The sequence below is a fragment of the Fodinibius sp. Rm-B-1B1-1 genome, from assembly GCF_038594945.1.
GTDB classification, from domain to species: Bacteria; Bacteroidota; Rhodothermia; order Balneolales; family Balneolaceae; genus Fodinibius; species Fodinibius alkaliphilus.
Window position 1 is genome coordinate 913425 of record NZ_JBCFYD010000001.1, and the last position, 23294, is coordinate 936718.

Annotated in this window: 18 protein-coding genes; 6 read left to right on the forward strand and 12 right to left on the reverse strand. The window is 42.1% G+C overall.

Annotated features, from left to right (window positions below):
- Window positions 1–174 precede the first annotated feature (174 nt).
- Window positions 175–2424, forward strand: coding sequence for a catalase/peroxidase HPI (gene katG / locus AAFH98_RS04215; protein ID WP_342521430.1), 2250 nt, complete (start codon window positions 175–177; stop codon window positions 2422–2424).
- A gap of 88 nt (window positions 2425–2512) precedes the next feature.
- On the opposite strand, the gene AAFH98_RS04220 is transcribed toward katG, so the two are convergent.
- From AAFH98_RS04220 to purM, 6 genes are all read right to left on the reverse strand, one after another.
- Window positions 2513–3622: a hypothetical protein gene (locus tag AAFH98_RS04220; RefSeq protein WP_342521431.1), complete on the reverse strand. Its 1110-nt coding sequence runs from the start codon at window positions 3620–3622 to the stop codon at window positions 2513–2515.
- Between the two features lie 21 nt (window positions 3623–3643).
- Window positions 3644–4222 carry a hypothetical protein gene (locus tag AAFH98_RS04225; RefSeq protein WP_342521432.1) on the reverse strand — a complete coding sequence of 193 codons (579 nt, stop codon included), beginning with the start codon at window positions 4220–4222 and terminating at the stop codon, window positions 3644–3646.
- A gap of 87 nt (window positions 4223–4309) precedes the next feature.
- Window positions 4310–4504, reverse strand: coding sequence for a hypothetical protein (locus tag AAFH98_RS04230; RefSeq protein WP_342521433.1), 195 nt, complete (start codon window positions 4502–4504; stop codon window positions 4310–4312).
- Window positions 4505–4517: 13 nt separating this feature from the next.
- Window positions 4518–4817 (reverse strand): winged helix-turn-helix domain-containing protein, encoded by a 300-nt coding sequence (locus tag AAFH98_RS04235; RefSeq protein WP_342521434.1) that lies wholly within the window; start codon window positions 4815–4817, stop codon window positions 4518–4520.
- Window positions 4818–4823: 6 nt separating this feature from the next.
- Entirely contained in the window at window positions 4824–5429 is a 606-nt protein-coding gene (locus tag AAFH98_RS04240) for a hypothetical protein (protein WP_342521435.1), read from the reverse strand.
- Between the two features lie 128 nt (window positions 5430–5557).
- Complete coding sequence (purM, locus tag AAFH98_RS04245; protein ID WP_342521436.1) at window positions 5558–6562, reverse strand: phosphoribosylformylglycinamidine cyclo-ligase; 1005 nt, start codon at window positions 6560–6562, stop codon at window positions 5558–5560.
- A gap of 455 nt (window positions 6563–7017) precedes the next feature.
- Between purM and dtd the strand changes: the two genes are divergently transcribed.
- Window positions 7018–7458: a D-aminoacyl-tRNA deacylase gene (dtd, locus tag AAFH98_RS04250; RefSeq protein ID WP_342521437.1), complete on the forward strand. Its 441-nt coding sequence runs from the start codon at window positions 7018–7020 to the stop codon at window positions 7456–7458.
- 145 nt (window positions 7459–7603) lie between these two features.
- On the opposite strand, the gene AAFH98_RS04255 is transcribed toward dtd, so the two are convergent.
- Window positions 7604–9664, reverse strand: a complete 2061-nt coding sequence (locus AAFH98_RS04255) for an alpha/beta hydrolase family protein (RefSeq protein ID WP_342521438.1) — start codon at window positions 9662–9664, stop codon at window positions 7604–7606.
- Between the two features lie 175 nt (window positions 9665–9839).
- On the opposite strand from AAFH98_RS04255, the gene AAFH98_RS04260 reads away from it, so the two are divergent.
- Together AAFH98_RS04260 and AAFH98_RS04265 are read left to right on the forward strand one after the other, a co-directional pair.
- Complete coding sequence (locus AAFH98_RS04260; RefSeq protein WP_342521439.1) at window positions 9840–10748, forward strand: alkaline phosphatase family protein; 909 nt, start codon at window positions 9840–9842, stop codon at window positions 10746–10748.
- 29 nt (window positions 10749–10777) lie between these two features.
- Complete coding sequence (locus tag AAFH98_RS04265) at window positions 10778–11248, forward strand: DoxX family protein (RefSeq protein ID WP_342521440.1); 471 nt, start codon at window positions 10778–10780, stop codon at window positions 11246–11248.
- 30 nt (window positions 11249–11278) lie between these two features.
- On the opposite strand, the gene AAFH98_RS04270 is transcribed toward AAFH98_RS04265, so the two are convergent.
- Both AAFH98_RS04270 and AAFH98_RS04275 read right to left on the reverse strand, forming a co-directional pair.
- A complete protein-coding gene (locus tag AAFH98_RS04270) occupies window positions 11279–11695 on the reverse strand; it encodes a DUF6567 family protein (RefSeq protein WP_342521441.1) in 417 nt (138 codons plus the stop codon).
- A gap of 186 nt (window positions 11696–11881) precedes the next feature.
- The gene (locus AAFH98_RS04275) at window positions 11882–12436 is read right to left on the reverse strand and encodes an adenylate kinase (protein WP_342521442.1); all 555 of its coding nucleotides are present in this window, start codon (window positions 12434–12436) and stop codon (window positions 11882–11884) included.
- Between the two features lie 161 nt (window positions 12437–12597).
- Here AAFH98_RS04275 and AAFH98_RS04280 point away from each other — a divergent pair, with 161 nt between their 5' ends.
- Window positions 12598–13962 (forward strand): alkaline phosphatase D family protein, encoded by a 1365-nt coding sequence (locus AAFH98_RS04280; protein WP_342521443.1) that lies wholly within the window; start codon window positions 12598–12600, stop codon window positions 13960–13962.
- 81 nt (window positions 13963–14043) lie between these two features.
- The gene (locus tag AAFH98_RS04285) at window positions 14044–14928 is read left to right on the forward strand and encodes a mechanosensitive ion channel family protein (RefSeq protein ID WP_342521444.1); all 885 of its coding nucleotides are present in this window, start codon (window positions 14044–14046) and stop codon (window positions 14926–14928) included.
- Between the two features lie 59 nt (window positions 14929–14987).
- Here the strand turns inward: AAFH98_RS04285 and AAFH98_RS04290 are convergent, their stop codons facing one another.
- The 3 genes from AAFH98_RS04290 to AAFH98_RS04300 all read right to left on the reverse strand — a co-directional run bounded on the left by AAFH98_RS04290 (window position 14988) and on the right by AAFH98_RS04300 (window position 22795).
- Complete coding sequence (locus tag AAFH98_RS04290) at window positions 14988–18170, reverse strand: VPS10 domain-containing protein (RefSeq protein ID WP_342521445.1); 3183 nt, start codon at window positions 18168–18170, stop codon at window positions 14988–14990.
- 189 nt (window positions 18171–18359) lie between these two features.
- Window positions 18360–19757 carry a RagB/SusD family nutrient uptake outer membrane protein gene (locus AAFH98_RS04295; RefSeq protein ID WP_342521446.1) on the reverse strand — a complete coding sequence of 466 codons (1398 nt, stop codon included), beginning with the start codon at window positions 19755–19757 and terminating at the stop codon, window positions 18360–18362.
- A 20-nt stretch (window positions 19758–19777) separates the two neighbouring features.
- On the reverse strand, window positions 19778–22795 hold the full coding sequence (locus AAFH98_RS04300) for a SusC/RagA family TonB-linked outer membrane protein (protein ID WP_342521447.1): 3018 nt from the start codon (window positions 22793–22795) through the stop codon (window positions 19778–19780).
- Between the last annotated feature and the right edge of the window lie 499 nt (window positions 22796–23294).

Consider the following 23294-nt stretch of genomic DNA (forward strand, 5'->3'; position numbering starts at 1 on the left):
GTAGAATATCTACAGAGTACCAAAGTAGTAGCATTTTAAATGCCCTGCTAATGGCTAAAGGGGTTATATCATAAGTATCATGAATATAAGTTATAGTAAATTTCTATAAGAGATGTCTTTAAATGATTTAGTAAGTTTAGGGTGGACAAATATAAATAGATAAATCAGTTTAGCATGGCTAACGAAAAAAATCAGAATTCATCTCACGATACTGAAAGCTATAACGTAAATGGCAATGAAAGTAAGTGTCCATTTCATAATGGATCAACCAAACAAACAGCGGGGGGAGGTACTAAAAACCGTGATTGGTGGCCCAATAAATTAAATCTGGATATTCTTCGACAGCATTCTTCTAAATCTAATCCTATGGATGAGGATTTTGACTATGCTGAAGAGTTTGAAAAATTAGATCTGGATGCGGTAAAAGAAGATCTTCATGAGTTAATGACCGATTCCAAAGACTGGTGGCCTGCAGATTGGGGACACTACGGTCCGCTCTTTATCCGGATGGCTTGGCACAGTGCTGGTACCTACCGTGTTGCCGATGGCCGCGGAGGTGGAAGTACCGGTAACCAACGTTTTGCCCCCCTTAACAGCTGGCCTGATAATGTAAGCCTTGATAAAGCACGTCGCCTTCTTTGGCCCATTAAACAAAAGTATGGAAAGAAACTTTCTTGGGCTGATCTGATGATTCTGACTGGTAACGTTGCTCTTGAATCTATGGGCTTTGAAACGTTCGGTTTTGGTGGCGGACGTGAAGATGTCTGGGAACCCGAAAAAGATATTAACTGGGGACCCGAACAAGAATGGCTGGGCGATGAACGTCATGATGAAGACGGTGATCTTGAAGGAAGCCTTGCAGCTGACCATATGGGATTGATTTATGTTAATCCCGAGGGGCCAAATGGCGAACCCGATCCAGAAAAAGCAGCCGACTTTATCCGCCAAACTTTTAAGCGTATGGCCATGGATGACAAAGAAACGGTTGCACTTATTGCTGGTGGACATACCTTTGGAAAGGTTCACGGTGCCGGTCCTGAAGAACATAACGGACCAGATCCTGAAGCAGCTCCTATTGAGCAGCAAGGGCTCGGCTGGAAGAACAGTTATGGTAGCGGTAAAGGTCCGGATACAATTACCAGTGGATTGGAAGGTGCATGGACCAACCAACCTATTGAATGGGACATGGGTTTCTTTGAGAACCTGTTTGAATATGAATGGCAACTGACTAAAAGTCCCGCAGGTGCATATCAGTGGGAGCCCAAAGATGGAGCAGGTGATGGTACGGTACCTGATGCCCATGATTCATCCAAGAAGAACCCACCGATGATGTTGACAACGGACCTGGCATTAAAAGTAGATCCGGAATACAGAAAAATTTCTAAACATTTTTATGAGAATCCGGATGAATTTGCCAATACCTTTGCGCGCGCATGGTTTAAGCTTGTCCACCGTGATATGGGACCAAAGTCTCGATATTTAGGACCAGAAGTTCCCGAAGAAGATCTCCTGTGGCAAGATCCTATACCAGAAGTTGATCACGAACTAATTAATGATGGAGATATTGACCAACTAAAAGAAGAGATTCTCGATACCGACTTAACGGTATCTGAATTAGTTTCTACGGCGTGGGCTTCGGCGTCAACATACCGCGAATCAGATAAACGAGGCGGTGCAAACGGTGCTCGCATTCGATTAGCTCCGCAGAAAAATTGGGAGGTCAATAACCCCGAGCAGTTAGCTAATGTACTTGAAACGCTTGAAGGTATTCAAGATGATTTTAACAGTACTCAATCTGGTGACAAACAAGTTTCACTTGCTGATCTGATTGTACTTGGAGGTGCTGCTGCCATTGAAAAAGCTGCAGAAAAAGCCGGTCATAATATTACGGTTCCTTTTACACCGGGACGCACCGATGCTACTGCCGAACAAACAGATGAAGAATCGTTTGAATGGCTCAAGCCGGATGCAGATGGTTTCCGTAATTATTTTGATACAAATCGCAATGCAACAGTTGAAGAACTGTTAGTTGATAAAGCTCAACTCATGAGCTTGACAGCGCCTGAGATGACCGTTCTGCTTGGTGGTATGCGTGTGCTCGACACCAATTATGATGGATCTGAGCATGGCGTATTTACTGATCAGCCAGAAACACTCACTAACGACTTCTTCCTGAATCTCCTTGATTTAAGCAATGAGTGGAAGGCGATTTCTGACGACCGTAATTTATTTGAAGGTCGGGATCGTGATAGTGGAGAAGTTAAGTGGACGGCTACCCGTGCAGATCTGATCTTTGGCTCCAACTCTGAGCTTCGGGCTATTGCCGAAGTTTATGGAAGTAAAGATTCTGAAGAGAAATTCCTGGAAGATTTCGTTGATGCATGGACCAAAGTAATGCAATTGGATCGCTTCGATCTGAAGTAATCTGATTGCAACTTCAATTCAATTTGAAAAGGCAGCCTTCAACCAGGCTGCCTTTTTTATTTATAACTTATCTTATTGTGATATTAAGTCACACAAATCCAAATAACGGTGGGATGACAATCACAACAATCGCCGCCCATACGGCATAAACCAGCAGGTAATCGGTCTGCCACTTTTCAATATCTGAAAACGATCCCTTTCCTTGTAGAAAGCGAATATATAGTCTTGCAGACCAAACCAAATTGACCAGCAGGATTACGTTCAAACCGAGAGCCACCACACGGTTTGGAGTGAAACCAAGTTCCGTTATACGCTCAGCGATGGCCCACAGCGCCACCACGTCGGCTGTTAAGGCACTGATCACCAGCACGATCTGTACTACATCGAACACACCAGGAGAGGAGTTGGGGGCCCGGGCAGAGATGGAATAGAGCAGAAGTCCAAGAACCACGATCAAGAGCATATCGAAAGCGATAAGCACATCCCTTTCGATCTCCAATCCGCGTCCGGTCCACAGCAGGGTTCCCAGAAAAGTGATTAGCACAATGGTAAACAGAGGAGTGAAAAGCCGTGCCAACATAGATGCCAGACTTTCCACTATATCCTGTTTGAGCTCGACCAGCCAAGCTGCAATGATGACGGCTCCGACTGCGCCGCATGGCAGTAGCCACGACTCAAAAAACGGCTCAATATCGATTGCAATGGTGTTAAAAATCAATGCCATGAATAGTGTTAAAACGCCACCGCCGAGACCAATTAAAACGTAATAGATGAAAAGTTCCCCCGAAAATCGTATAAAGTCCATGCGCCTGCCAACCTGGCTCCACCGGCCACCTGTATAAGCGATGCCCACGACCAACCAGAGTGTGATAGGCAGGTGCAGTGCCAAAAGTAGCTCAGTATCACTCTGCCGATCGAATGCATAGACGTTGGCAAATATCCCTGCCGCAATAAATACCAGAGCTATCCAGGGAAGGATACGGGTGTCGGGGCGCCGTTTCCAGATGAAATAGCCGGTCAGTAGTGGTAGTACGAAGAGGCTCATATTGCGGAGGTAGAAACTCTCATTCTGGCCCAGTGAAATCCCAAAAAGTGTCGGCAATTTAATAAACGCGGCAGCTGCTACTGCAAGAGCAAAGGCGACTATGGCCTCGTTGTATTTCTTTATTGTTTTAGGAAATTTTTCAAGTAGTTTCATCGAATAGCTCTATTTTATGAGTTAAGCCGATGTTTCCACATCCATTCCGTTATTCTCTTCAGCTGCAAGCCAGAATAACCCGCCAGATACCGAGAACAGGGTCATGAAAAATCCATTTACCATGATGATTTCATATACTGAGCTTCCCGGATAATCTTGCATTCCGACTACAAGTGTGATTCCGATAGTTAATGCTTGGGCAAAGGCCGTTCCAAATAAAGCATACGCCATTCCTTTTGACTGGAAGCGGGCAATGAAGGAGCCTATGATCAGAAACAGGACTACCCCAAAGTACATCAGATTAGCTGCGTTGTCTTCAGATCCGATAATGCCAACGGCAAGATTTGACCAAACCAGGAAAAGTGCCGTTATAAATGCCAATCCCATAGCTGCTTTGTACAGAAAATCCCCCGAACTCATTGTAACCAGCTTATAGGAAAAGCCGGTGAAGAATATGAGAATACCCATCACAATAAAATCAGTCTCATCCCAGACGACCTCATTGGTGAAAAGCATTGCCACTAAAGGCACCAATAGCAATAAAACCGTAACGATCGCAGGCATTTTAGCGGCTTTGAATAATTTGTTAGTTGTTTCCATGTGAATAACCTCTTGGTTTATTTATTTGTTATTTGAAAGTACTTTTAATTACAAAGTACATAAGTAAAAATTTTTACCGGCCCATGGTTATGTTTGTTGCGACCGCATTCTGAATCTCGATATAACATACCATCCGATACCAATTACAATAAGCAACAATGGAATAGCGCCCGGTTCACTTTCCACTGTGATCATAAATACCATCAACGCCAAACCGATCACGGTAATCAAAATCGATAGTATTGTATGCGTATTTCCCTTTTTCTGACTGTCTAATTTCATAGATTTATCTCCATTATTTTTGTGAATTGATAATGCTTTCCAGTGCTTTTAGATGATCTTCAAATGCTTTTTGTCCCTCTGTGGTCATGGAGTAACTCGTATTGGGTTTGTTATCGATAAAAGACTTCTGCACCTCAATAAATCCTTCTTCCTCCAACTTCTTGATGTGGGTGGCCAGATTGCCGTCCGTCACATCCAGAAACTCCTTCAGCGACGTAAAATCAAGGCTGTCATTTACAGCCAACGCCGACATGATTCCGAGCCTGACCCGGCTCTCGAACGCCTTATGTAAATCGTCGATTGATAGTTTCACAGTTTATCACCGCTCGTATCTCAAATGCATATAAATTCCATAAACGATATGAACTACTCCGAATCCAATCCCCCAAAAAAACAAGCTGTATGCAATAAGCCCGGCACTTAACAATCCAAGCCCCATCTGGATGAGTCCCAAAAACTTCAAATCATCGTAAGTAAACTTGCTGCCCATATATAACGCAAGACCGTAAAAAAGCAGCGTTAAGGGCGGGACCAACCCTACAAGCCCCTTTGACAATAAAATCAATATTAATATCCCGCCTGCTATTAATGGAACTGCCATGTTGACTAACAACATTCGAGATGCGGCATTCCACGCTGTTTCGTCCCGCTTATTCGCTTTTCGATAGGAGAGAAAAATTGCCGTGCCGATTGCCAGCACCATTACTAAAACTGCTACTGCAATAACCGCAGACAGATTGGGGGAGCTGTAATAAATGGTATCCGGATTAAAGTCTAACATGTTGTAAGCCACATACCCCCCCGCCAATGCATAGATGCCTGCCATTGCCCCTGCCCATCCTGAGAGCGACAGAAATTTGGATGAACGCTCCATCATTGAGCGAATCTCTGCGATATCCTGAATGTAATCCCGTTCTTCTTTCATACAAAGTACTTTTTATTTCAAAGTTAATACAGATACTTTAATTAAACAATAGATTCATAAATTAAATTTTAGCTATTTCAGCGCTCTTATTGAAAAGTCTTTACTAATCTATGGATAAACAGAGCCTGCTAATTTATCTCTCCCAGTTCAATAATATCTTCGTCGATCTCGGCAGCACTTTCTTTTACTTGATCTGCTATTTTAGGGTCAACAACTGCAATAAGCCCAATACCCAAGTTAAAAGTAGCCCGCATATCGTCTTCAGGTACGTTACCTAAGTCTTTGATGAGCTCAAAAATGGCGGGTCTATGCCATGCCCCCCAGTCTAACTGAATAGTTAGTTCATCAGGGACTACACGCTTGGTATTCCCAATAATACCTCCACCAGTGATATGAGAAAAGCCGTTTACACCATCTAAATCCCGTAATTTCCGGATGATGGGAAGATAAGATTTATGAACCTCCAACATGGCATCTCCCACAGTGGCTCCCAATTTGTCCACGTAATCTGAAACTTCATATTCAGAAAACAGCACTTTACGCGCCAAAGAATATCCATTGGTATGAAGACCAGTACTTCGAAAACCTAACAGAATATTTCCTTTTTCTATATCTGAGCCATCAATAACTTTTTTGCGATCAACCATACCTACAATAGTTCCCGCCAGGTCAAATTCTCCCTCGCTATAGATATCTGGCATTTCGGCTGTTTCACCGCCAATAAGGGCTACACCATTCTCTTTACATGCTTTTGAGAATCCTTTTACGACTTGGTATCCAACCTCCTGCTCAAGTTTTCCGGTGGAAAAATAATCGAGGAAAAAGAGCGGATCGGCTCCACAAACAGCAATGTCGTTAATACAATGATTAACCAGGTCCTGTCCCACAGAATCATACTTCTTGGATTTGAATGCCACAATCAGCTTAGTACCTACTCCATCTACACTACTGACAAATACGGGATCTTCGTAGCTGCTTAAATTGGGACGAAAGAATCCTCCAAAACCGCCAATATTATGTAATACAGCATCGCTGTGGGTTTCTTTGACAAGGCCTTTTATGGATTCAACCATTTCTTCTCCGGCTTCAATATCAACGCCAGCATCTTTGTAGGTAAATTTCTTTTTGCTCATTGGAGATATGGGAAAATTTGTTCAGTTTTTTGACTCAAATAAATATAGCCAACTTCATTCTCGTTTTTAAGAAATATTTCTCCACATTATCCACCGGAAACCATAAATAACATTAAATAAATAATATTTGTAGTACATAGTAGTTACTGTGGATAAGTGGATAACTTTTTAACACACAATTTTTAAGTGACTGGTCTTTAATTGTGGATTATTTTGTGGATAAGAGTATCAATAAAATCAAGGACTTAGCAGAATTTAATTTGAGTTTTCCACAATCTACAGTAAAATGAATGTCAAGTAAAAAATGTTATCGACAGCTAATTTTTACTGTATAACTTGTGGAAAATAATATTCTATTGTTGAAAGCTGTGGAGAAATTTTGTTGGTTTTGGTTGATCTATTTTAAGAAGAAGTTATACACATACTTATCCACAGGGTTATTAACAGACTTAGATATGAAGATAGTACTACAACGGGTATCCGAAGCGAGTGTTTTTGTGCATGATGAGCGAGTTGGTGCGATTGGTTATGGCCTGATGTTGTTGGTGGGCGTCCATGAGGATGATACCGAGGAGCAGATGCAGTGGCTGGCTGAAAAAATATTGAAACTGCGTGTATTTGATGATGAAGATGGGAAGATGAATCTATCGGTACAGGATGTGAAGGGTGAAATTCTGGTAGTTCCTCAGTTTACTCTGTATGGGGATTATGAGCAGGGGAATCGACCCAGTTACTTTGAGGCAGCAGGACCGGATAAAGCCGATCAACTTTATGAGGATATGGTAGCTTATTTTGAAAAGCACTCCGACCTCAATATAGAAACAGGTCAATTTGGGGCTTATATGGATGTCCAACTTCATAATGATGGACCGGTAACATTGGTTATGGAGCGGTGAGATTAGGTTACACTTTAGTATATAAAGATAAGTGTCATGCTGAATTTATTTCAGCATCTGCAGCATACATGATATAAGAGATCCTGAAACCCCGAAAGGTCGGGGTACGCAGGATGAAATGGAGATACAATATTTCTTATAGTTATTAATCCATCCATTTTTCAAACCAATCTATATTACGTTTCATGGCATTAGCTTGTAAGGCTGGAGATCGGATGCTATGTCCTTCACCGGGATAGATAGTGAGCTTGTGAGGGGTATCTTGTCGCCAGAATGCTTTAGCAAATTCTACACCTTGTTTTGCAACGGGAGAATGTTGCCCAAACTCCAACAAGGTTGGAATTTTAGTAGTTAAACTATCTTCAAAAATAGGAGAGAGTTCTAAATATCGATCTGGATTATCATACGGAGCGAATTCTAAATAATATTCATGAAGTTCCTTGTTACGCGCACCGTCCAAATGACCATACAGAGATAAATAATTTCCAAATCCTTCGGCAAAAGAAGCGGCTTTAAATATAGGGTTTTCCGCTGCAACCATGGGACCTAACCAACCACCGTGACTATGACCGGAGATTCCTAAATTATTTTTATCAGCCATGTTATTACTAACTAAATATTTAATTCCTGAAATCACGTCTTCTATTGGTTCTTTATCGATTTTCGAAGGGATCATAAAATCCTTGCCAAACGATTTGGTATGTCGATAATTAGGTATAAAAATAGCATATCCCTTTGCAGTTAAACTCTGAATAGGAAAAGGCCACTGTTGTAGATAGGGATGAAATTTATTAGTAACTGGAAGTCCGGGCCCGCCGTGGAGTAGTGTAATAACCGGTGGAGACTGTTTATTATTTAGATTTACAGGATAAATATACCATCCCTGGACTTCGGTACCATCATCTGACTGCCAGACAATAGATTTTATTTCTGGCAGCTGGAAGTTTTGATCTCCATTTAAGTCCGATATTTGTTTCATATTATCAAAATTCCGATCTGCATAAAATATTTCCGGTTGCTGGTTAATACTTTGTTGAACCCAGATCAATGATTGTCCGTCGGAGCTGAATGAAAAATTTGATTTATGATCATCAGAAACATTTATGGTACTAAGGTTTGCATCATCAATCGAGAGTTTAAAAAGTCCGTGTTGCGCCTCTGTGGTTTGCTCTATATGGATATAATTGTCCTCAATCCAGTGAAACTTTGGTTTATAGAATTCCTGCTTATTGGCTGAGGTAATCATTTTTGTACTTTTACTTTTAAGATCATACAAACCAATTTCGCCTGTGGTTGACCATCGATCGGAGAAATCATATCGCACAAAGCCCAGCTTATCTCCGGATGGCGACCAAAAGGGGGTCGAAAAAGAAATGACATCCTTAAAAAAGCTGGTTGGGTTTTGTTTGGCTTCAGTAATTATTTCAAGTTGGTCATTATTAATTTGGTAAATAGCTAAATCACTACTTCGGGTAGGAAGGCCAGTAGATTGCATCGGCGATTTAATTGTGGTAAGAGCAATTTTTTTAGCAGTTGGTGACCATTTAAAATTTTTAACGGATAGTGTATCGCTAATAAGTGTTTTACCTCCTCCATCCAGATCTGAAATAAATGCCTGCATAGAAGGTGGAGAACTATTTCGCTGGAGGTTATTAATTTTATGAGCGCTGAATGTTAGCAGATCGACTTCTACTCCCTGTATTTTTTGCGATTGGGCCTGCTTTCTTGCTTTTGCCATGGCTTTCATATCTACCGTGGTGTAAGCAATAGTTTTACCATCAGGAGCGATAGAAAATTGCTGTACTCCTGCACGCTCTTTTGTTATTTGTCGGGATGAATCGCGGCCAATTTCTTTAATCCAAACTTGTGGTCGCTGATCTGCCTGTGCCAGGTAAGCAATATGTTGACCATCAGGTAACCACTCTACAGACTTAGTATCCTTAGGTAATGAAAGCTGTTTATTTCTCTCCGGTGAATCTGTATAAAGGAGTCTAATCGATTGGTTATGGCGATTCTTTTTAACATCTGCCTTACGTGTATGAACAATGGCTTTCGTACCATCTGGGGATAGGGCGATCTGTTCTGGATTTTTATGTGAAATTAATCTTTCAGGAGTAGGTTGCTCTTGGGCTAAAATTGATGAATAACTATTGAACAGAAAAAGTATTCCAAACATCAGGGAAAGAAAGTATAACTTAGTAGACATCTCGTAATTTTTAGTTTCTTAAAATGATGTATAGGCTACGAGAATAATTTTTCACTGTTACAATAGGGATGATGGGCGTATATATTTATATGACTAAATGGAATGTTATTACGATTTTTTTCTTTCTATTTTCGAAGGTTACATTTAGCATAAAATTTGTATCTACTAAACAATTATGTCCGTAATTTTTCTTTTTATAGATGGGGTGGGATTGGGAAAAGCCAATAAAGCAAATCCCTTTACTCAATCTACCTACCGCGGATTTTCAGCTATGGCCGGAGATCAGTCATTTACAAAAAAAGCATCAGAACTTACCGAAACTAACTATCTGTTTAAATATGTAGATGCCCGCTTGGGGGTAGAGGGATTACCGCAAAGCGGGACGGGGCAGACAGCACTTTTTACAGGGAAGAATGCTTCGAAAAAAATTGGAAAGCACTTTGGACCATTTCCTCACTCTGGAATAAAGCCATTTTTAAAAAAGGAAAGCTTGTTTATAAAAGCTAAAGAATTAGGTAAGCGGGCTAATTTTATAAATGCCTACCCGGATATTTTCTTTCAAAAAGCGCGAAAGCGAAATCGTTGGAGTTGTACTACATTGATGACTAAAAGTGCAAACATATCACTAAATACCACCAAAGAAGTTAAGAACGGTCAGGCACTAACTGCTGAGTTAACACAACAGGCCTGGGGGGAGCATCTCGATATTGATGTACCAGAAATTAGTCCCGAAGAGGCTGCAGATCGGTTATTGGAACAAAATGAGAAATATGATCTACTATTGCATGAATATTATCTCACCGATAAAGCGGGACATAGTCAAGAATTAGATAAAGCTGCTCATTATCTACAAACCTACGACCGCTTTTTATGGCATCTTATTAATAAAAAAAACAGTGATACAACCATCGTACTTTGCAGCGATCATGGAAATGTAGAAGATTTGTCGACCAAAACTCACACTTTTAATAAGGTACCACTTTTCACCTATGGGCCAGGAGCACTACAGTTTAAAAAAGCCCAAAGCATTATGGATGTGACGCCGGGGATTATTGAAGAGTTAGCCCGAAATGATAGTAATTAAATAGTTGGTTAATATTATAAATTAATTTTATGTTTCAACAAATTCTAAAGACTGATGAAGCCAAGACTACTATCCTTATACGCTTGATGGTGGGATCAGTTTTTCTAACCGAGGGAATACAAAAATTTCTGTATCCGGCTCAGCGTGGCGTTGGTCGTTTTGAAAGCATGGGATTTCCCGCCCCAGAGTTTTTCGGCAATTTTGTAGGCATCTTTGAAATACTGGCTGGGCTGTTGATTCTTTTTGGACTATTTACTCGTGGTGGCGCTTTTCTCACCTTCTGTATTATGAGCGTTGCCATCATCGTAACTAAAATACCTATTGCTTTCGGGGCCTCCTTCGGCCCGTTTGAATTGCGGGAGCTTAGTACTTATGGCTTTTGGAGTATGGCTCACGAAATGCGCACCGACTGGGCGATGTGGCTTGGAAGTATATTCCTGATGATTAAAGGCGGGGGACATTGGTCCTTGGATCGTAAATGGTTTAAGAATAACGACTAACTCATATTATTTCTATAAAAAAAGGACTTATCAATCTGTAAACTCAATCACATCGGCACGGACGTTCACCATCACTTTGGTATAGATAATAAGGTTCAGGATATCGGTGTCGTAACGCACATTAGCAAGGGCTAACCGCTTCCCGTTGATCGTCCCACTATCTTTCTCATAGTTAGTCCATAAGTTTTCGAGCGCTTCTTTATAAAGCATACCCGTACCTTCCACACGTCCGGCTGCAAAAGTATTGGTTGTAAGGCCAGTCGAATAGCTAAATCCCAAAACATAGGCGGTTTCTGAATAACCGGAGACATTAATAGCGGTAATGGTGTAATTGGCTTGCTCCAGGTTTACCAGAGTTTGATTGGCGGAAAGAAAAGCCCCGGAAGTGGTACATCCGGTGAATAAGAAGGTTCCAATTATAGCAATCCCAAAAATTGATGATTTCATAATTTTATAAGTAAAGTTGATGAAAAGGAATAGAAAAGATATTTAACAGTGTATTCTATTCTTGTAAGGAATTGCCGCTAAAACAGATAGAGGATTTGATGACGAGGAAATTTCCGCAATAAAAAAGCCCTCTTTCGGCCATACCAAAAGAGGGCTTTAAAAGTTATATACACCTAAAGCTAATTGCTAACCAAGTGTTTCTTTAATGCGATCAAATATTTCTTTGATTGATCCTACGCCGTCAATCGTTTTTACCACATCCTGTTTTTTATAGTGATTGAGAACGGGGGCTGTTTCTTCACGATAGACCGCCAGGCGATTTTTTATTTTTTCAGGAGAATCATCCGAGCGCCCTTCGCCACGGGTCAAAATGCGATCTACAAGTTCGTGTTGGGGGACTTCCAGCTGCAGAAAAGCATTCAGGGTCTTGCCTTTTTTATCCAAAATAGCATCATAGGCTTTGGCCTGGGGAACAGTGCGTGGAAATCCATCCAAAATATAGCCGTCGTCGTATTTCTCATCCTTAAGCTCCTCCTCAACCAAATCAACTACTTTCTCATCGGGCACGAGGTCGCCGGCATCTAAAATTGCTTTAACTTCTTTACCGAGGGGCGTTTCATTTTTTATAGCTGATCGAAATATTTCTCCAGTAGAAAGATGGGGAATGTCGTACTCTTCACTAATGAGATTCGCTTGTGTTCCCTTGCCAGCGCCGGGAGGTCCGAAAATGATGATGCGCATAATAAGTAGTTAGATTAAGTGCTCTAAATTAAGTGATGATGAAAATACTGCAATCATCAGGTATATTCAACGAAAACCGTTGGGAAATAAGCGGTTATTTTTCTTCGGATAAAACCGGATATTAACAGTTCACTTTGACCAATCACTATATCCATAGATTTATGATCAAATGCATTCATCAATATTTTACGCTTTCGCTGCTATTTGTTGTTTTTTCTGTAGGCTTTGTACAAGCGCAGGGAAGTAAATCGCTGCTGGAAGCGGGCCCCATGCTGGGATATGTGGAGATGCAGGAAGCAAACTTATGGATACAAACCACGAAGCCGGCATCTTTTGAATTAACTTATTGGAAGAAGGGAGAAAAAGATGCCCCTAAACATAAATTTAGTAGCTCAACGCTGGCACTGGAATCCAATACCTCACAAATAAAACTGACGGACCTTGATTACAGAACAACGTATAAGTACGAGTTTTCTATTGAGGGAGAAAAAGTAAAGCTGCCCTACGAAACAGAATTTACAACCCAGCAACTGTGGCAGTGGAGAAAGCCAGCGCCTAACTTTTCGGTGGCGATGGGATCGTGCCTGTATATAAATGATTCGGAGTTTGATCGCCCCGGGAGGCCTTATGGAAAGGGCACGGAAATTTTAACACATATCACCAATAAGCATCCAGATATGATGCTGTGGCTGGGGGATAACGTTTATTATCGTGAGCCTGACTTTTATTCCAAGAAAAGATTAGACTATCGTTTTAAGGATGCCCGCAATACGCCGGAAATGCAGCCCCTGTTGGCCAATGCCATTAATTTAGCGACCTGGGATGATCATGATTACGGTCCCAATAATTCGGATCGATCTTATCGTTTGCGCGAAGAAGCACTACACATTTTTAAGCGCTATTGGGCGAACCCCGGCTATGGAACCCAAGAAACCGATGGGGTTTTTACGAAGTATAAATACAGCGACGTAGAGTTTTTCCTGATGGATGATCGCTATCATCGGGCACCGAATCAGCTAAAAAAAGAAGACAAGGATTTCTTTGGCGAAGCGCAGCTGCAGTGGTTGATGGATAGTTTAGTGAGTAGTAATGCCACCTTTAAAATTGTGGTTGTGGGCAACCAAGTTATTAATAAAATGAATGAGCACGAGTCGATGGTGGCCTATGGTGAAGAATATGAAACTCTCATGGAGTTTTTGGATGAGCATGACATCCCGGGGGTGCTGTTTTTATCGGGTGATCGCCATTTTACCGAGTTGTTAAAGGAAGAACGAGAAGATGCTTATCCTATCTACGAGTTTACTTCTTCACCGTTAAGTAGTGGAACTTATGGGAATCTCGAAGAATCCAAAGAGTTCGAAAATCCCCAGCGCGTCGATGGTACGTTAGTTTATGATGATCAAAATTTTGGCATGATGCATGTGAAGGGAGAAAAAGATAATCGAAGGTTAATTCTTGAAACCTATAGTTCTGATGGGGAGAAGCTGTGGGAGTACAGTATTTCATCCTCAGATCTTGGTCATTAAAATAGTTATTAAGGCTGCTCTATTGTGAGCGGTATCTTTTTTGCTTATCGTATTAGTTCTGAATTAATATACTTTATTGCTATGACTTGGGATGAATTTTTTAGCTATATCCGGGACATCTTAAACTTTGAGTTGTTTAAGATGAGCGAATCGTCCGTTACCGTCGTTTCTATTCTTGTTTTCTTATTGCTGCTAACTATTTTTATTGGGATAGGAATATTCGCGAGAAGAGCCTTGCAGCGACGCATTCTAAAACGCTTAAAGGTTGATTCTGGCACCAGCTATACTCTGGCGCGTATTACCCAATATGCAATTATCACTATTGGAGTATTGGTGTCGTTTAATTTTGTGGGAATTAATCTCAGTAGCCTTACGGTCATTTTCGGGCTGCTTTCTGTTGGTATTGGTTTTGGCTTGCAGAATGTAACCTCCAATTTTATATCGGGACTTATTATCCTTTTTGAGCGTCCTATTAGTGTGGGAGATCGGGTGATGGTTAATCAAATTGAGGGTGATATTACCGAGATCAATATTCGGTCTACCATGGTGCAGACGGTCAATAATATTTCGATTGTAGTCCCTAATTCTGAGTTCGTTTCAAAGGATGTAATAAATTATTCCCATGGTGATCCCACCTATCGATTAGATATTAGTGTGGGTGTATCGTATGGCTCTGATTTAGATAATGTTCTGAAAGCTCTTCGGGAGGTGGCCGATAATAATAGCAATGTAATGCAAAATCCCGAGCCCGAAGTGTTCCTTAATGAATTTGGGGATTCGTCATGGAATATGCAGCTTCGGGTATGGATTCCGGATGTAAAACAGTATCCCAAAGTTCGCAACGAACTGAACCAGGCGATTGTACGAACGTTCAGAAAATATGGCGTTGAGATTCCATTTCCACAGCGCGATCTGCATGTACGCAGTTCGGTAAAGCTACCTATTGATGGAGGGGAGCAAAAATAAAAAAAGTAGCACCACGGAAACCGTGATGCTACTAAAAGGCATTAAATTAGAATGAGATATTAATTTTCTATCGGAATTGCTTCTTGATCCATCTCTTGGATAAGTTCAGAAGCATCTCCTTCTAAGATGGGTTCAATGCGTTTGAACTGTTCATCTACTTTATTGGCCAACTCTTCGTACACCGCATATTGCTGTTCGGTGGGACGCCCATCACCAGAGCCAACGGTGTTCGCAAGCGAAGCCAGCTTATTGTTTAGTTTGATGGGGTAGTTCAGCACATCCTGGAACGACTCGGCCTTGGTTTGCATCAGCTCCCCTTCAACGTCAGAAAGCGTAGTCAGCATAGCATCAACACGTTCTTGTACTTCTTGATTATTGGAGTAATCCGATTTTATGCCATTCAACTCTTCCCGCACTTCGCGAATACGGTTGATGGTTTTGTGTGTTGTGTCCAGCTTGCTAATAATCGTCTCATGCAGGTCGAACTGCGCCTCAAAATCATCCTGTGTAACATCAATACGCGGATCCTTGGTGATCTCAAACTGTTGGCTCATCAGTGTTTGATCATCAACAATTAAGCGAACCTCGTACGTACCGGGCACGGCCGAAGGACCATCGGTAGAACCGGCCCATAAAATTTGTCGTCCATCAAGGTCAGCTGCACCGGGGTATTCCATATTCCAAACAAAGGTATTTTGTCCCTGTTTGGTGGTAAGTACATCAGAAGGGACCTCGTTTTCTTTTTCATGGAATTCCTCGGATTCTTTTACTTCATTGCCATCTAAATCTTCCTTATTAGAAAAGGTACGAATGACATCGCCGTCCGATTCAGCAAATTGTAGTTCCACCTCCTGATCAGAAATTTCCGTATTGAGATTGTAGTGGACTACCACGCCATCTTTGGGATTTTCGCCCAGTGTTTGTCCGGGTTCAGGTTCGGTGTGATTTCCAAACAGATAGGTTGTTTCCGGTTGATAGAGATAGTAGTCAGATTCGGTAACATTTTCTCCCAACTGATGTAGTACTGATAAATCATCCAGTACCCAGAACGAACGACCCTGCGTTGCTACAACTAAATCTTTGTCGCGTTTGTGAATTGTTAGATCAGTGATAGGCACAGCAGGCAAGTTGAGCTGAAGCGGCTGCCAGAGTTCACCATCATTGAACGAAATATAAACGCCCGTTTCGGTTCCGGCATAAAGTAACCCTTCTTTATTGGGATCTTCGCGAATCACGCGCGTGAAATCTTTGCTGGGAATACCAGTAGTAATCTTGGTCCAGCTTTTTCCGTAATCATCCGTTTTGTAAAGCATCGGCTGAAAGTCATCAAACTTATAACGCGTGGCAGCCAGGTATGCTGTACCTGCATCATGAGGGGATGGATCAATGATGCTGGCCATCGCTTCGGGCATACCTTTTGGTGTTACTTCGGTCCAGCTGTCACCATTATCGCGACTTACATGAATAAGCCCATCGTCGGCACCCGTCCATAGAACACCCGGCTCAACCGGTGATTCAGCAAAAGTGAAAATGGTATTATAATACTCAACACTGGTATCATCTTTGGTAATCGGTCCGCCCGATTCTCCCTGCTTAGACTTATCATTTCGCGTTAAATCTTTGCTGATGGTATCCCAGCTCATGCCCTCATTATCGGACCGATGTACAAACTGCGAAGTGGCATATAGGATATCCGGGTTGTGAGGTGAAATATAAATGGGGAAGGTCCATTGGAAACGATATTTCAGATCCTCGGCACCGGCGCCCATGGGATTGTCAGGCCACACATCAATACGATCGCTTTGATCCGTAAAGTCGTTAAATTTATTAAAGTATCCACCGTAACTACCACCATAGGTTACATTGGGATTTTCTGGATCAGGGGCAATATAGCCACTTTCTCCACCGGCTACGGGATGCCAGTCGCGGGTTTCAATACCGTAGTCGGCCGTGCGACTTTTGATGCCTACTGTACTGTTATCTTGCTGGGCTCCATAAATGCGGTAGGGAAATTCATTATCGGTAATTACCTGGTAAAACTGTGCGGTAGCATATTTGTGGTATTCTGACCAGCTTTTTCCTTCGTTATAGGAAACCTGTCCACCGCCGTCATCAGCTATCACCATACGATCGCCATCATTTGGATCGATCCAGAGATCATGATGATCGCCGTGGGGGGTACCAATACGATCAAACGATTCACCGCCGTCGGTAGATTTATAGAATCCTACATTTAGAACGTACACTTCATCTTCGTCCTCGGTATCAGCTACAATATGAGTATAGTACCAGGCGCGTTGACGAAGATTTCGCTCGCTGTTGACACGGTTCCAGGTTTTGCCGCTGTCATCAGAGCGAAAGACACCACCATTATCACTTTCAATAATGGTCCAAACGCGATCGGGGTTAACTGGAGAAATAGCTACACCAATTTTGCCCATTAGTCCCTTGGGCATACCAGGACGTTCAGAAATATTGGTCCATGTTTCTCCTCCATCAGTACTTTTATAAAGACCACTACCTTCACCACCGCTGGACATCTCCCACGGATTGCGGTAGGCCTCCCAAAGAGAAGCGTACAAAATATTGGGATTAGTGGGGTCAACTTCGACATCAACAGCGCCGGTAAATTTATTATGATACAGCACTTTTTCCCAGTTGTCGCCGCCATCTGTGGTTTTATAGACGCCGCGTTCTTCATTACCTTCGGTGCCAAATGCATGGCCCATTACCGCTACCCACGCGACATCTTCGTTTTTGGGATGGACTGCAATTTCACCAATAAAATGAGATTCTGGTAGACCAATGTGCTCCCAGTTTTTTCCGCCGTCCGTCGTTTTGTACATACCATCTCCCGCAGACATATTTCCACGGATGCATGTTTCTCCCATCCCTGCATAAATAACATTACTGTTGGAGGGTGCTGCTGTCAGGGCACCTACGGATCCCGTTTTAAAATCCCCGTCTGATACGTTCATCCAGTTTTTTCCGCCATCGGTTGTTTTATATACCCCACCGCCGGTAAATCCGGTATAATAGGTATCTGGTTGGTCCGGATGGCCGGTTACAGCCACCGATCGTCCACCGCGAAAGGGTCCGATATTTCTGTATTCTAAATTTTGCAGATAGGGTGCCTCAAACGAGACCTCATCAATGCCTTCAGCTTGATCTGATCCACCAAAGCGTTGAGCTTCGGCAGAGAATGAAATCCCCATAAAAAGCAGAGCAACAATGGTTGCCATGCCCCATTTGAACTTTTTATTACATCGTAACATATATCCCTGTTTTGTGTTGAAGTTAGTTGATCCCATCATAGAAAAAGCAATGTATAAAAAATGAATTACCGTATTAGGTAAAATCTTGTGAAGAAATTTTTGTAGGATAGATTGAAATCCCCGGCAAGATGGGTTTACCGGGGAAGTAGTTGTTGCTTATTGATAGGCCTCGTTTTGGTCTAAATTATCGTTGGCATCGATGTCGCGCGATGGGATTGGAAATACCAAACGACCGGGATTATCGAGTGATACCGGGTCGCTGTTTGAACGATCTATATTTGTGAGTACGGTGGTTGCGCGTCCTGTGCGGACCAAATCATGCCAGCGGTGTCCTTCTTCGATAAATTCAATGCCGCGTTCTTTTTCAATAGCTTGAAGAACTTCTTCTGGTTCGTCAACCCCGGTACCGGTGGTATCCTGGAGGCCGGCTCGATTACGGATTTCGTTCAGATCCGACAAAGCACCTGTCAAGTTGGGTGTTTGCTGTCGGGCACGAGCCTCGGCACGGTTGAGGTATAATTCTGCCAATCTCAAAATTTGAATATTATCATCGCTGCCAGATTTTTGATATTTGGTTGGGTAGTATACGCCCACATTGTCATCAAATGCGATAAGAGCTCCGCGTTCATCATCCGATCGAGAAGTCACCATTTCAGCATATTCGTCATGAATAGCGATATCGCCACGGCCACCTCCACTTGAGGGATAATACCAGAACCGAATGTCATTAGCATCGGTGGTATTATAGGCCAGTTCGAAGATTGCTTCAGAGGTGTTTTCGTCGATAAAAATATCGGCGAAGTTTTCTACCAGTTCAAAGTTTGAGTTGCCAATCACATCTGTGGCGTATTGTTCGGCAAGATCAAAGTCTTGGGTATAAAGGTAATACCGTGAAAACAATGCCTGTACGGCAGCTCCAGATACGCGATTGGGAGAATCAAATCCCGATAACCGGCTTTCGGCGGCTTGTAAATCTGACTTTACCTGGTTGTAAGAAGCTTCAATAGATGCCCGTTCGGGAAAACTGCTTTCATCAATTTGGCGGGAGGGTTCGGTAGGAAGGGGAACGCCCATTGTTCCAGCCTCACCGGGAACACCGCCAAAGGTTCGTGTTAAGTCGAAGAAAGCTAATGCTCGAATGAAGTAAGCCTCTCCTAAAATTTGATCCTTATTTTCCTGTGAAATCTCGTCAAGATTCTGAACATCGGTAATAATATTGTTCGCATGATTTACCGCTGCATAGGCCTGTGACCACAGGTTTCGGTTTTCCAGGTTTCCAGGTGATGTTACATAGGTGTCCATTTCTCGATAAAAATCCCAAGTACCAACGCTTTGGGAAATATCGGAAGTAACATCACTTATAATTTGAAAGTTGCTGCCGTAATAATCATTGGATTGCAATTGACTATATAAGCCATTTAATGCTGCATTGGCACTTTTAAGATCCCGGATGGCATTATCTTCTGATATTGCAGTCTGGGGATCCTGATTTAATACGTCACAGCCTGAAGCTGTTATAAATGTGATGAGAAAAATTATGTTTAAATATTTCATAAGTAAAAATCCTTTATCAGTTAAAAAGTGATATCAAAGCCGCCCATGATGGTTTTGGACTGTGGCATCGTATAAAATTCGATTCCCCGCGTAAGCTGTGTGGTAGCAGTGGCTGTTACTTCGGGATCAAGACCGCTGTAGTTAGTAAAAGTCAACAGATTTTGTCCTGTTACGTAAAAGCGGGCTCGTGAGATGTTAAAACCAAGCTTTGATAAAAAGGAATCGGGGATGGTATATCCGAGCGTGGCGTTTTTGAGTCGGATATATGAACCGTCTTCCACAAATCGCGATGGGCGAAGGTTACCGGCGTAATTGGAACTGGTCATTTTAGGCACCATTGTTTGATCACCTGGTTCTTGCCAGCGATCCAGTTGCGATGACAGATAACTGGTATTACGAGTACCACCGTGCTCCTGGAAAAATCGGTTCCAATTTAACTGATCGTTACCGTAACTGTATTGAAAAAAGACAGAAAGGTCGAACCCTTTGAAATTAAATTTATTGGTTATTCCACCGAAAAAGTCGGGATTTGCATCGCCTACAATCTTACGGTCAGAATTAGGGTTAAAACTTCCATCGCCATCGACATCCTCAAAAATAGGTTCGCCGGTTTCGGAATCTACCCCAAGTTGATTGTGAAAATAGAAGGAGTACATAGGGTATCCTTCTTGATAACGGTAGATATCACGATTGTATACATTAAAGGGCGAAGCGAGTCGTGTTACTTCATTGCGATTTCCGGCAATATTAAATTGCACATTCCAGTTAAAATCGTCTCGCTGGATGGCATCGGCGTTAATGGCCAGTTCCATACCTTTGTTTTCGAGGGCACCAAAGTTTTGTACGAGCTCTTCAAATCCGGTTGACATGGGTACCGGTACTGCTAAAAGCAGATCTTTGGTCTGTTTGTCATAGTAATCGTACATGATTGTCACACGATCTTCCCATAAACCAAGATCAAACCCGATATCAAGCTGACTGGTAGTTTCCCATTTTAAGTTGGGATTGGAAAGCTGCTCGGGACTTGTTCCGGGGCTGTCGGTATAACTTTCGCCGCCCCAGAGTCCTTGTGCTTGAAAGTTGTTGATTCCGCTTTGGTTTCCGGTAATCCCGTAACTACCTCTTAATTTGAGGTTACTGATCCAGTTAACATTAAAGAACTCTTCTTCTGAAGGAACCCAACCTAATGCTATAGATGGGAAGGTACCCCATTGGTTATTTTCTCCAAATCTTGAAGATCCGTCTCGTCGCAAGGTAATAGTTGCCAAATATTTTCTGTCGTAATCATATTTTATACGACCGAAGAAAGATGCAATACCCCAGCTTGTTCCTGTTGAGGAAGCTGTTTGGACGGCGGCATCTTCAATACGCTGGAAATCATCACTTGGAAACTGTTGTCCTGTTGCGGTTGTTCGCTCAAAAGATGATTCCTGGTAACTGGTACCAATTAGCGTTGAAAAGTTGTGGTTCCCTGTATTATAGAGATAGCTTAGCGTATTTTCTCCGGTCCAGTTGCTGGTTAAGGCGACCGTAGAAAGAGCATCACCATTGACGGCTGCACCGCCATTTGTTAAACTGTTGTCGTATCGATCTTCTTTGACTTCGTTGTAGTCGTAGCTCCAGCTGGAACGGAATGTGAGTCCGGGGAAGAATTCATATTCTCCAAAAACATTTCCAACAAAGCGGTTTACATCCATATTGAAATCGACTTCTTCTGCCGCTGCAATAGGATTTTCAAAAATACTGAATTTAGTATAAGAGCCATCCTCTTGGTAATATGGAAGATTAGGGGGCAAGAAGTACACTCCGCCCAGAACTCCGGTAATATTGTCGTTATTTCGAGCCCGATTTCTATTTGAAAACGAATAGGTTAGGCTGGTACCGACGGTGAGATTTTCTGTCGCATTAAGATCCAGATTTACACGAGCACTGTTACGCTTGTAGGTGGCCGGTTTTACAACACCGTCTTGTTTAAAATTTGATCCGGATATCGAATATTTAACTGTTTCATTTCCGCCGCTGAGTGTAACATCATAATTACGAATTGTCCCCGTACGAAAGACCGGATCGGCCCAGTCAGTATTGGTCGCATTTTGTGGGTTGGCATAGGGTTCGGCTTCCCCGTTATTACGTGCTGCTTCGTTCATAAGCATTTCGAATTCTGAGCCGCTAACCAGGTCTGGCATATTTACTGGTTCTTCAAATCCATAGTAACTACTTACTTCAATAGAGGGCGCAGCATCGTCGCCACGTTTTGTAGTAATGAGTACGACTCCATTTGCTGCACGTGCTCCATAGATAGCAGTGGCTGAAGCATCTTTTAATACTTCAATAGATTCAATATCTGATGGGTCGATATCAGCCAGAGCACTGGTTGTTGCTCCACCGAGATCCAGCCCAAAGTTTCCGGTTTCAATTGGAACGCCATCTACAATATAAAGTGGATCACTACCCCCGGAAATTGAGGTTGTTCCCCTAATTTTGACAAAAATTCCACCGCCCGGGGTTCCGGAATTACTGCTAACTTGAACGCCAGCTGCCCGACCTTGCATAAGTTGATCACTGCCGGCTACCGGAGTGTTTTGAATATCTTCCGAGTTTACGGATGATACAGAGCTTGTTAGTGTTTTACGGTCTTGTTCTCCGTATCCTACTACAACTACATCTTCAAGCATTTCAACATCTTCTTGTAGCTGTACGTCTAAAGTGGTCTGTTGACCTACCTCGACTTCTTGTGAGACGTAGCCGATATAGCTAAATACTAAGATTGCATCCGGTCCGGATACTTCAATTTCAAAATGTCCCTCATTGTCAGTACTGGCTCCATTTGTGGTTCCTTTTTCAAGTACGTTAACGCCGGGTAGTGTACTACCGTCTCCGGCCGAGGTAACGGTACCGCTGACTGTTATTTGGGCAAACGAAATAGAAGCAGAAATAGATAGAATAAGGAGTGTTGCCCAGAAAAATCGTATTGTTTGTTTGGTAATTGCCGTTGGTATAGGTATAGATTTAACTATACCTGTGGTGTTAAGTGTCATATTGTATCCCTGTTTTATTATTAATTGTGATGGGAAATATTATTTACCCATACGTCCTTCTATTGTTTTTATAGGTTGCTGTAACCTCCTTGACATAGGGTCAAGGTTCGTAGTCCTTTATTATTAATAGATGACTTTCTAAGTCTTTTCACACAGTAGCTCATCAAGCGTATAATTTCAATCATTTATTAAAATTTTTTAATAGGTGAAGTCATAGCTATTAATGCATTAAGGCTATTGAGTGTAAATAGTTGATGGCCTTGACTTTAGGATGGAAGGGACGAAGAGTTTTTTGGGATAGTTTAAGGAGAGATGAAGGAGATAGGTTTATTTTTCCAGCAGCTCATATTGTGCGATGTGAGCGAAGATGTGCTAATTAAGCTAAAAATAATTTCTATAGGTCAAGATCGTACTCCTTAATGTTGATTTGAATTGAGATAATGATGTAATTTTTTGAGATCAGAAAAGTCAATTTTAAATCAACAAGTTGCCTGATAAA

Bases quoted from the DNA above. Each gene is read 5' to 3' on its own strand.
- AAFH98_RS04295 (WP_342521446.1), bottom strand. From the start codon at position 19,757: ATGAAATATTTAAACATAATTTTTCTCATCACATTTATAACAGCTTCA.
- AAFH98_RS04225 (WP_342521432.1), bottom strand. From the start codon at position 4,222: ATGGAAACAACTAACAAATTATTCAAAGCCGCTAAAATGCCTGCGATC.
- purM (WP_342521436.1), bottom strand. From the start codon at position 6,562: ATGAGCAAAAAGAAATTTACCTACAAAGATGCTGGCGTTGATATTGAA.
- AAFH98_RS04290 (WP_342521445.1), bottom strand. From the start codon at position 18,170: ATGGCAACCATTGTTGCTCTGCTTTTTATGGGGATTTCATTCTCTGCC.
- AAFH98_RS04285 (WP_342521444.1), top strand. From the start codon at position 14,044: ATGACTTGGGATGAATTTTTTAGCTATATCCGGGACATCTTAAACTTT.
- AAFH98_RS04280 (WP_342521443.1), top strand. From the start codon at position 12,598: ATGATCAAATGCATTCATCAATATTTTACGCTTTCGCTGCTATTTGTT.
- AAFH98_RS04260 (WP_342521439.1), top strand. From the start codon at position 9,840: ATGTCCGTAATTTTTCTTTTTATAGATGGGGTGGGATTGGGAAAAGCC.
- AAFH98_RS04275 (WP_342521442.1), bottom strand. From the start codon at position 12,436: ATGCGCATCATCATTTTCGGACCTCCCGGCGCTGGCAAGGGAACACAA.
- AAFH98_RS04220 (WP_342521431.1), bottom strand. From the start codon at position 3,622: ATGAAACTACTTGAAAAATTTCCTAAAACAATAAAGAAATACAACGAG.
- katG (WP_342521430.1), top strand. From the start codon at position 175: ATGGCTAACGAAAAAAATCAGAATTCATCTCACGATACTGAAAGCTAT.
- dtd (WP_342521437.1), top strand. From the start codon at position 7,018: ATGAAGATAGTACTACAACGGGTATCCGAAGCGAGTGTTTTTGTGCAT.
- AAFH98_RS04265 (WP_342521440.1), top strand. From the start codon at position 10,778: ATGTTTCAACAAATTCTAAAGACTGATGAAGCCAAGACTACTATCCTT.
- AAFH98_RS04270 (WP_342521441.1), bottom strand. From the start codon at position 11,695: ATGAAATCATCAATTTTTGGGATTGCTATAATTGGAACCTTCTTATTC.
- AAFH98_RS04240 (WP_342521435.1), bottom strand. From the start codon at position 5,429: ATGAAAGAAGAACGGGATTACATTCAGGATATCGCAGAGATTCGCTCA.
- AAFH98_RS04255 (WP_342521438.1), bottom strand. From the start codon at position 9,664: ATGTCTACTAAGTTATACTTTCTTTCCCTGATGTTTGGAATACTTTTT.
- AAFH98_RS04300 (WP_342521447.1), bottom strand. From the start codon at position 22,795: ATGACACTTAACACCACAGGTATAGTTAAATCTATACCTATACCAACG.
- AAFH98_RS04230 (WP_342521433.1), bottom strand. From the start codon at position 4,504: ATGAAATTAGACAGTCAGAAAAAGGGAAATACGCATACAATACTATCG.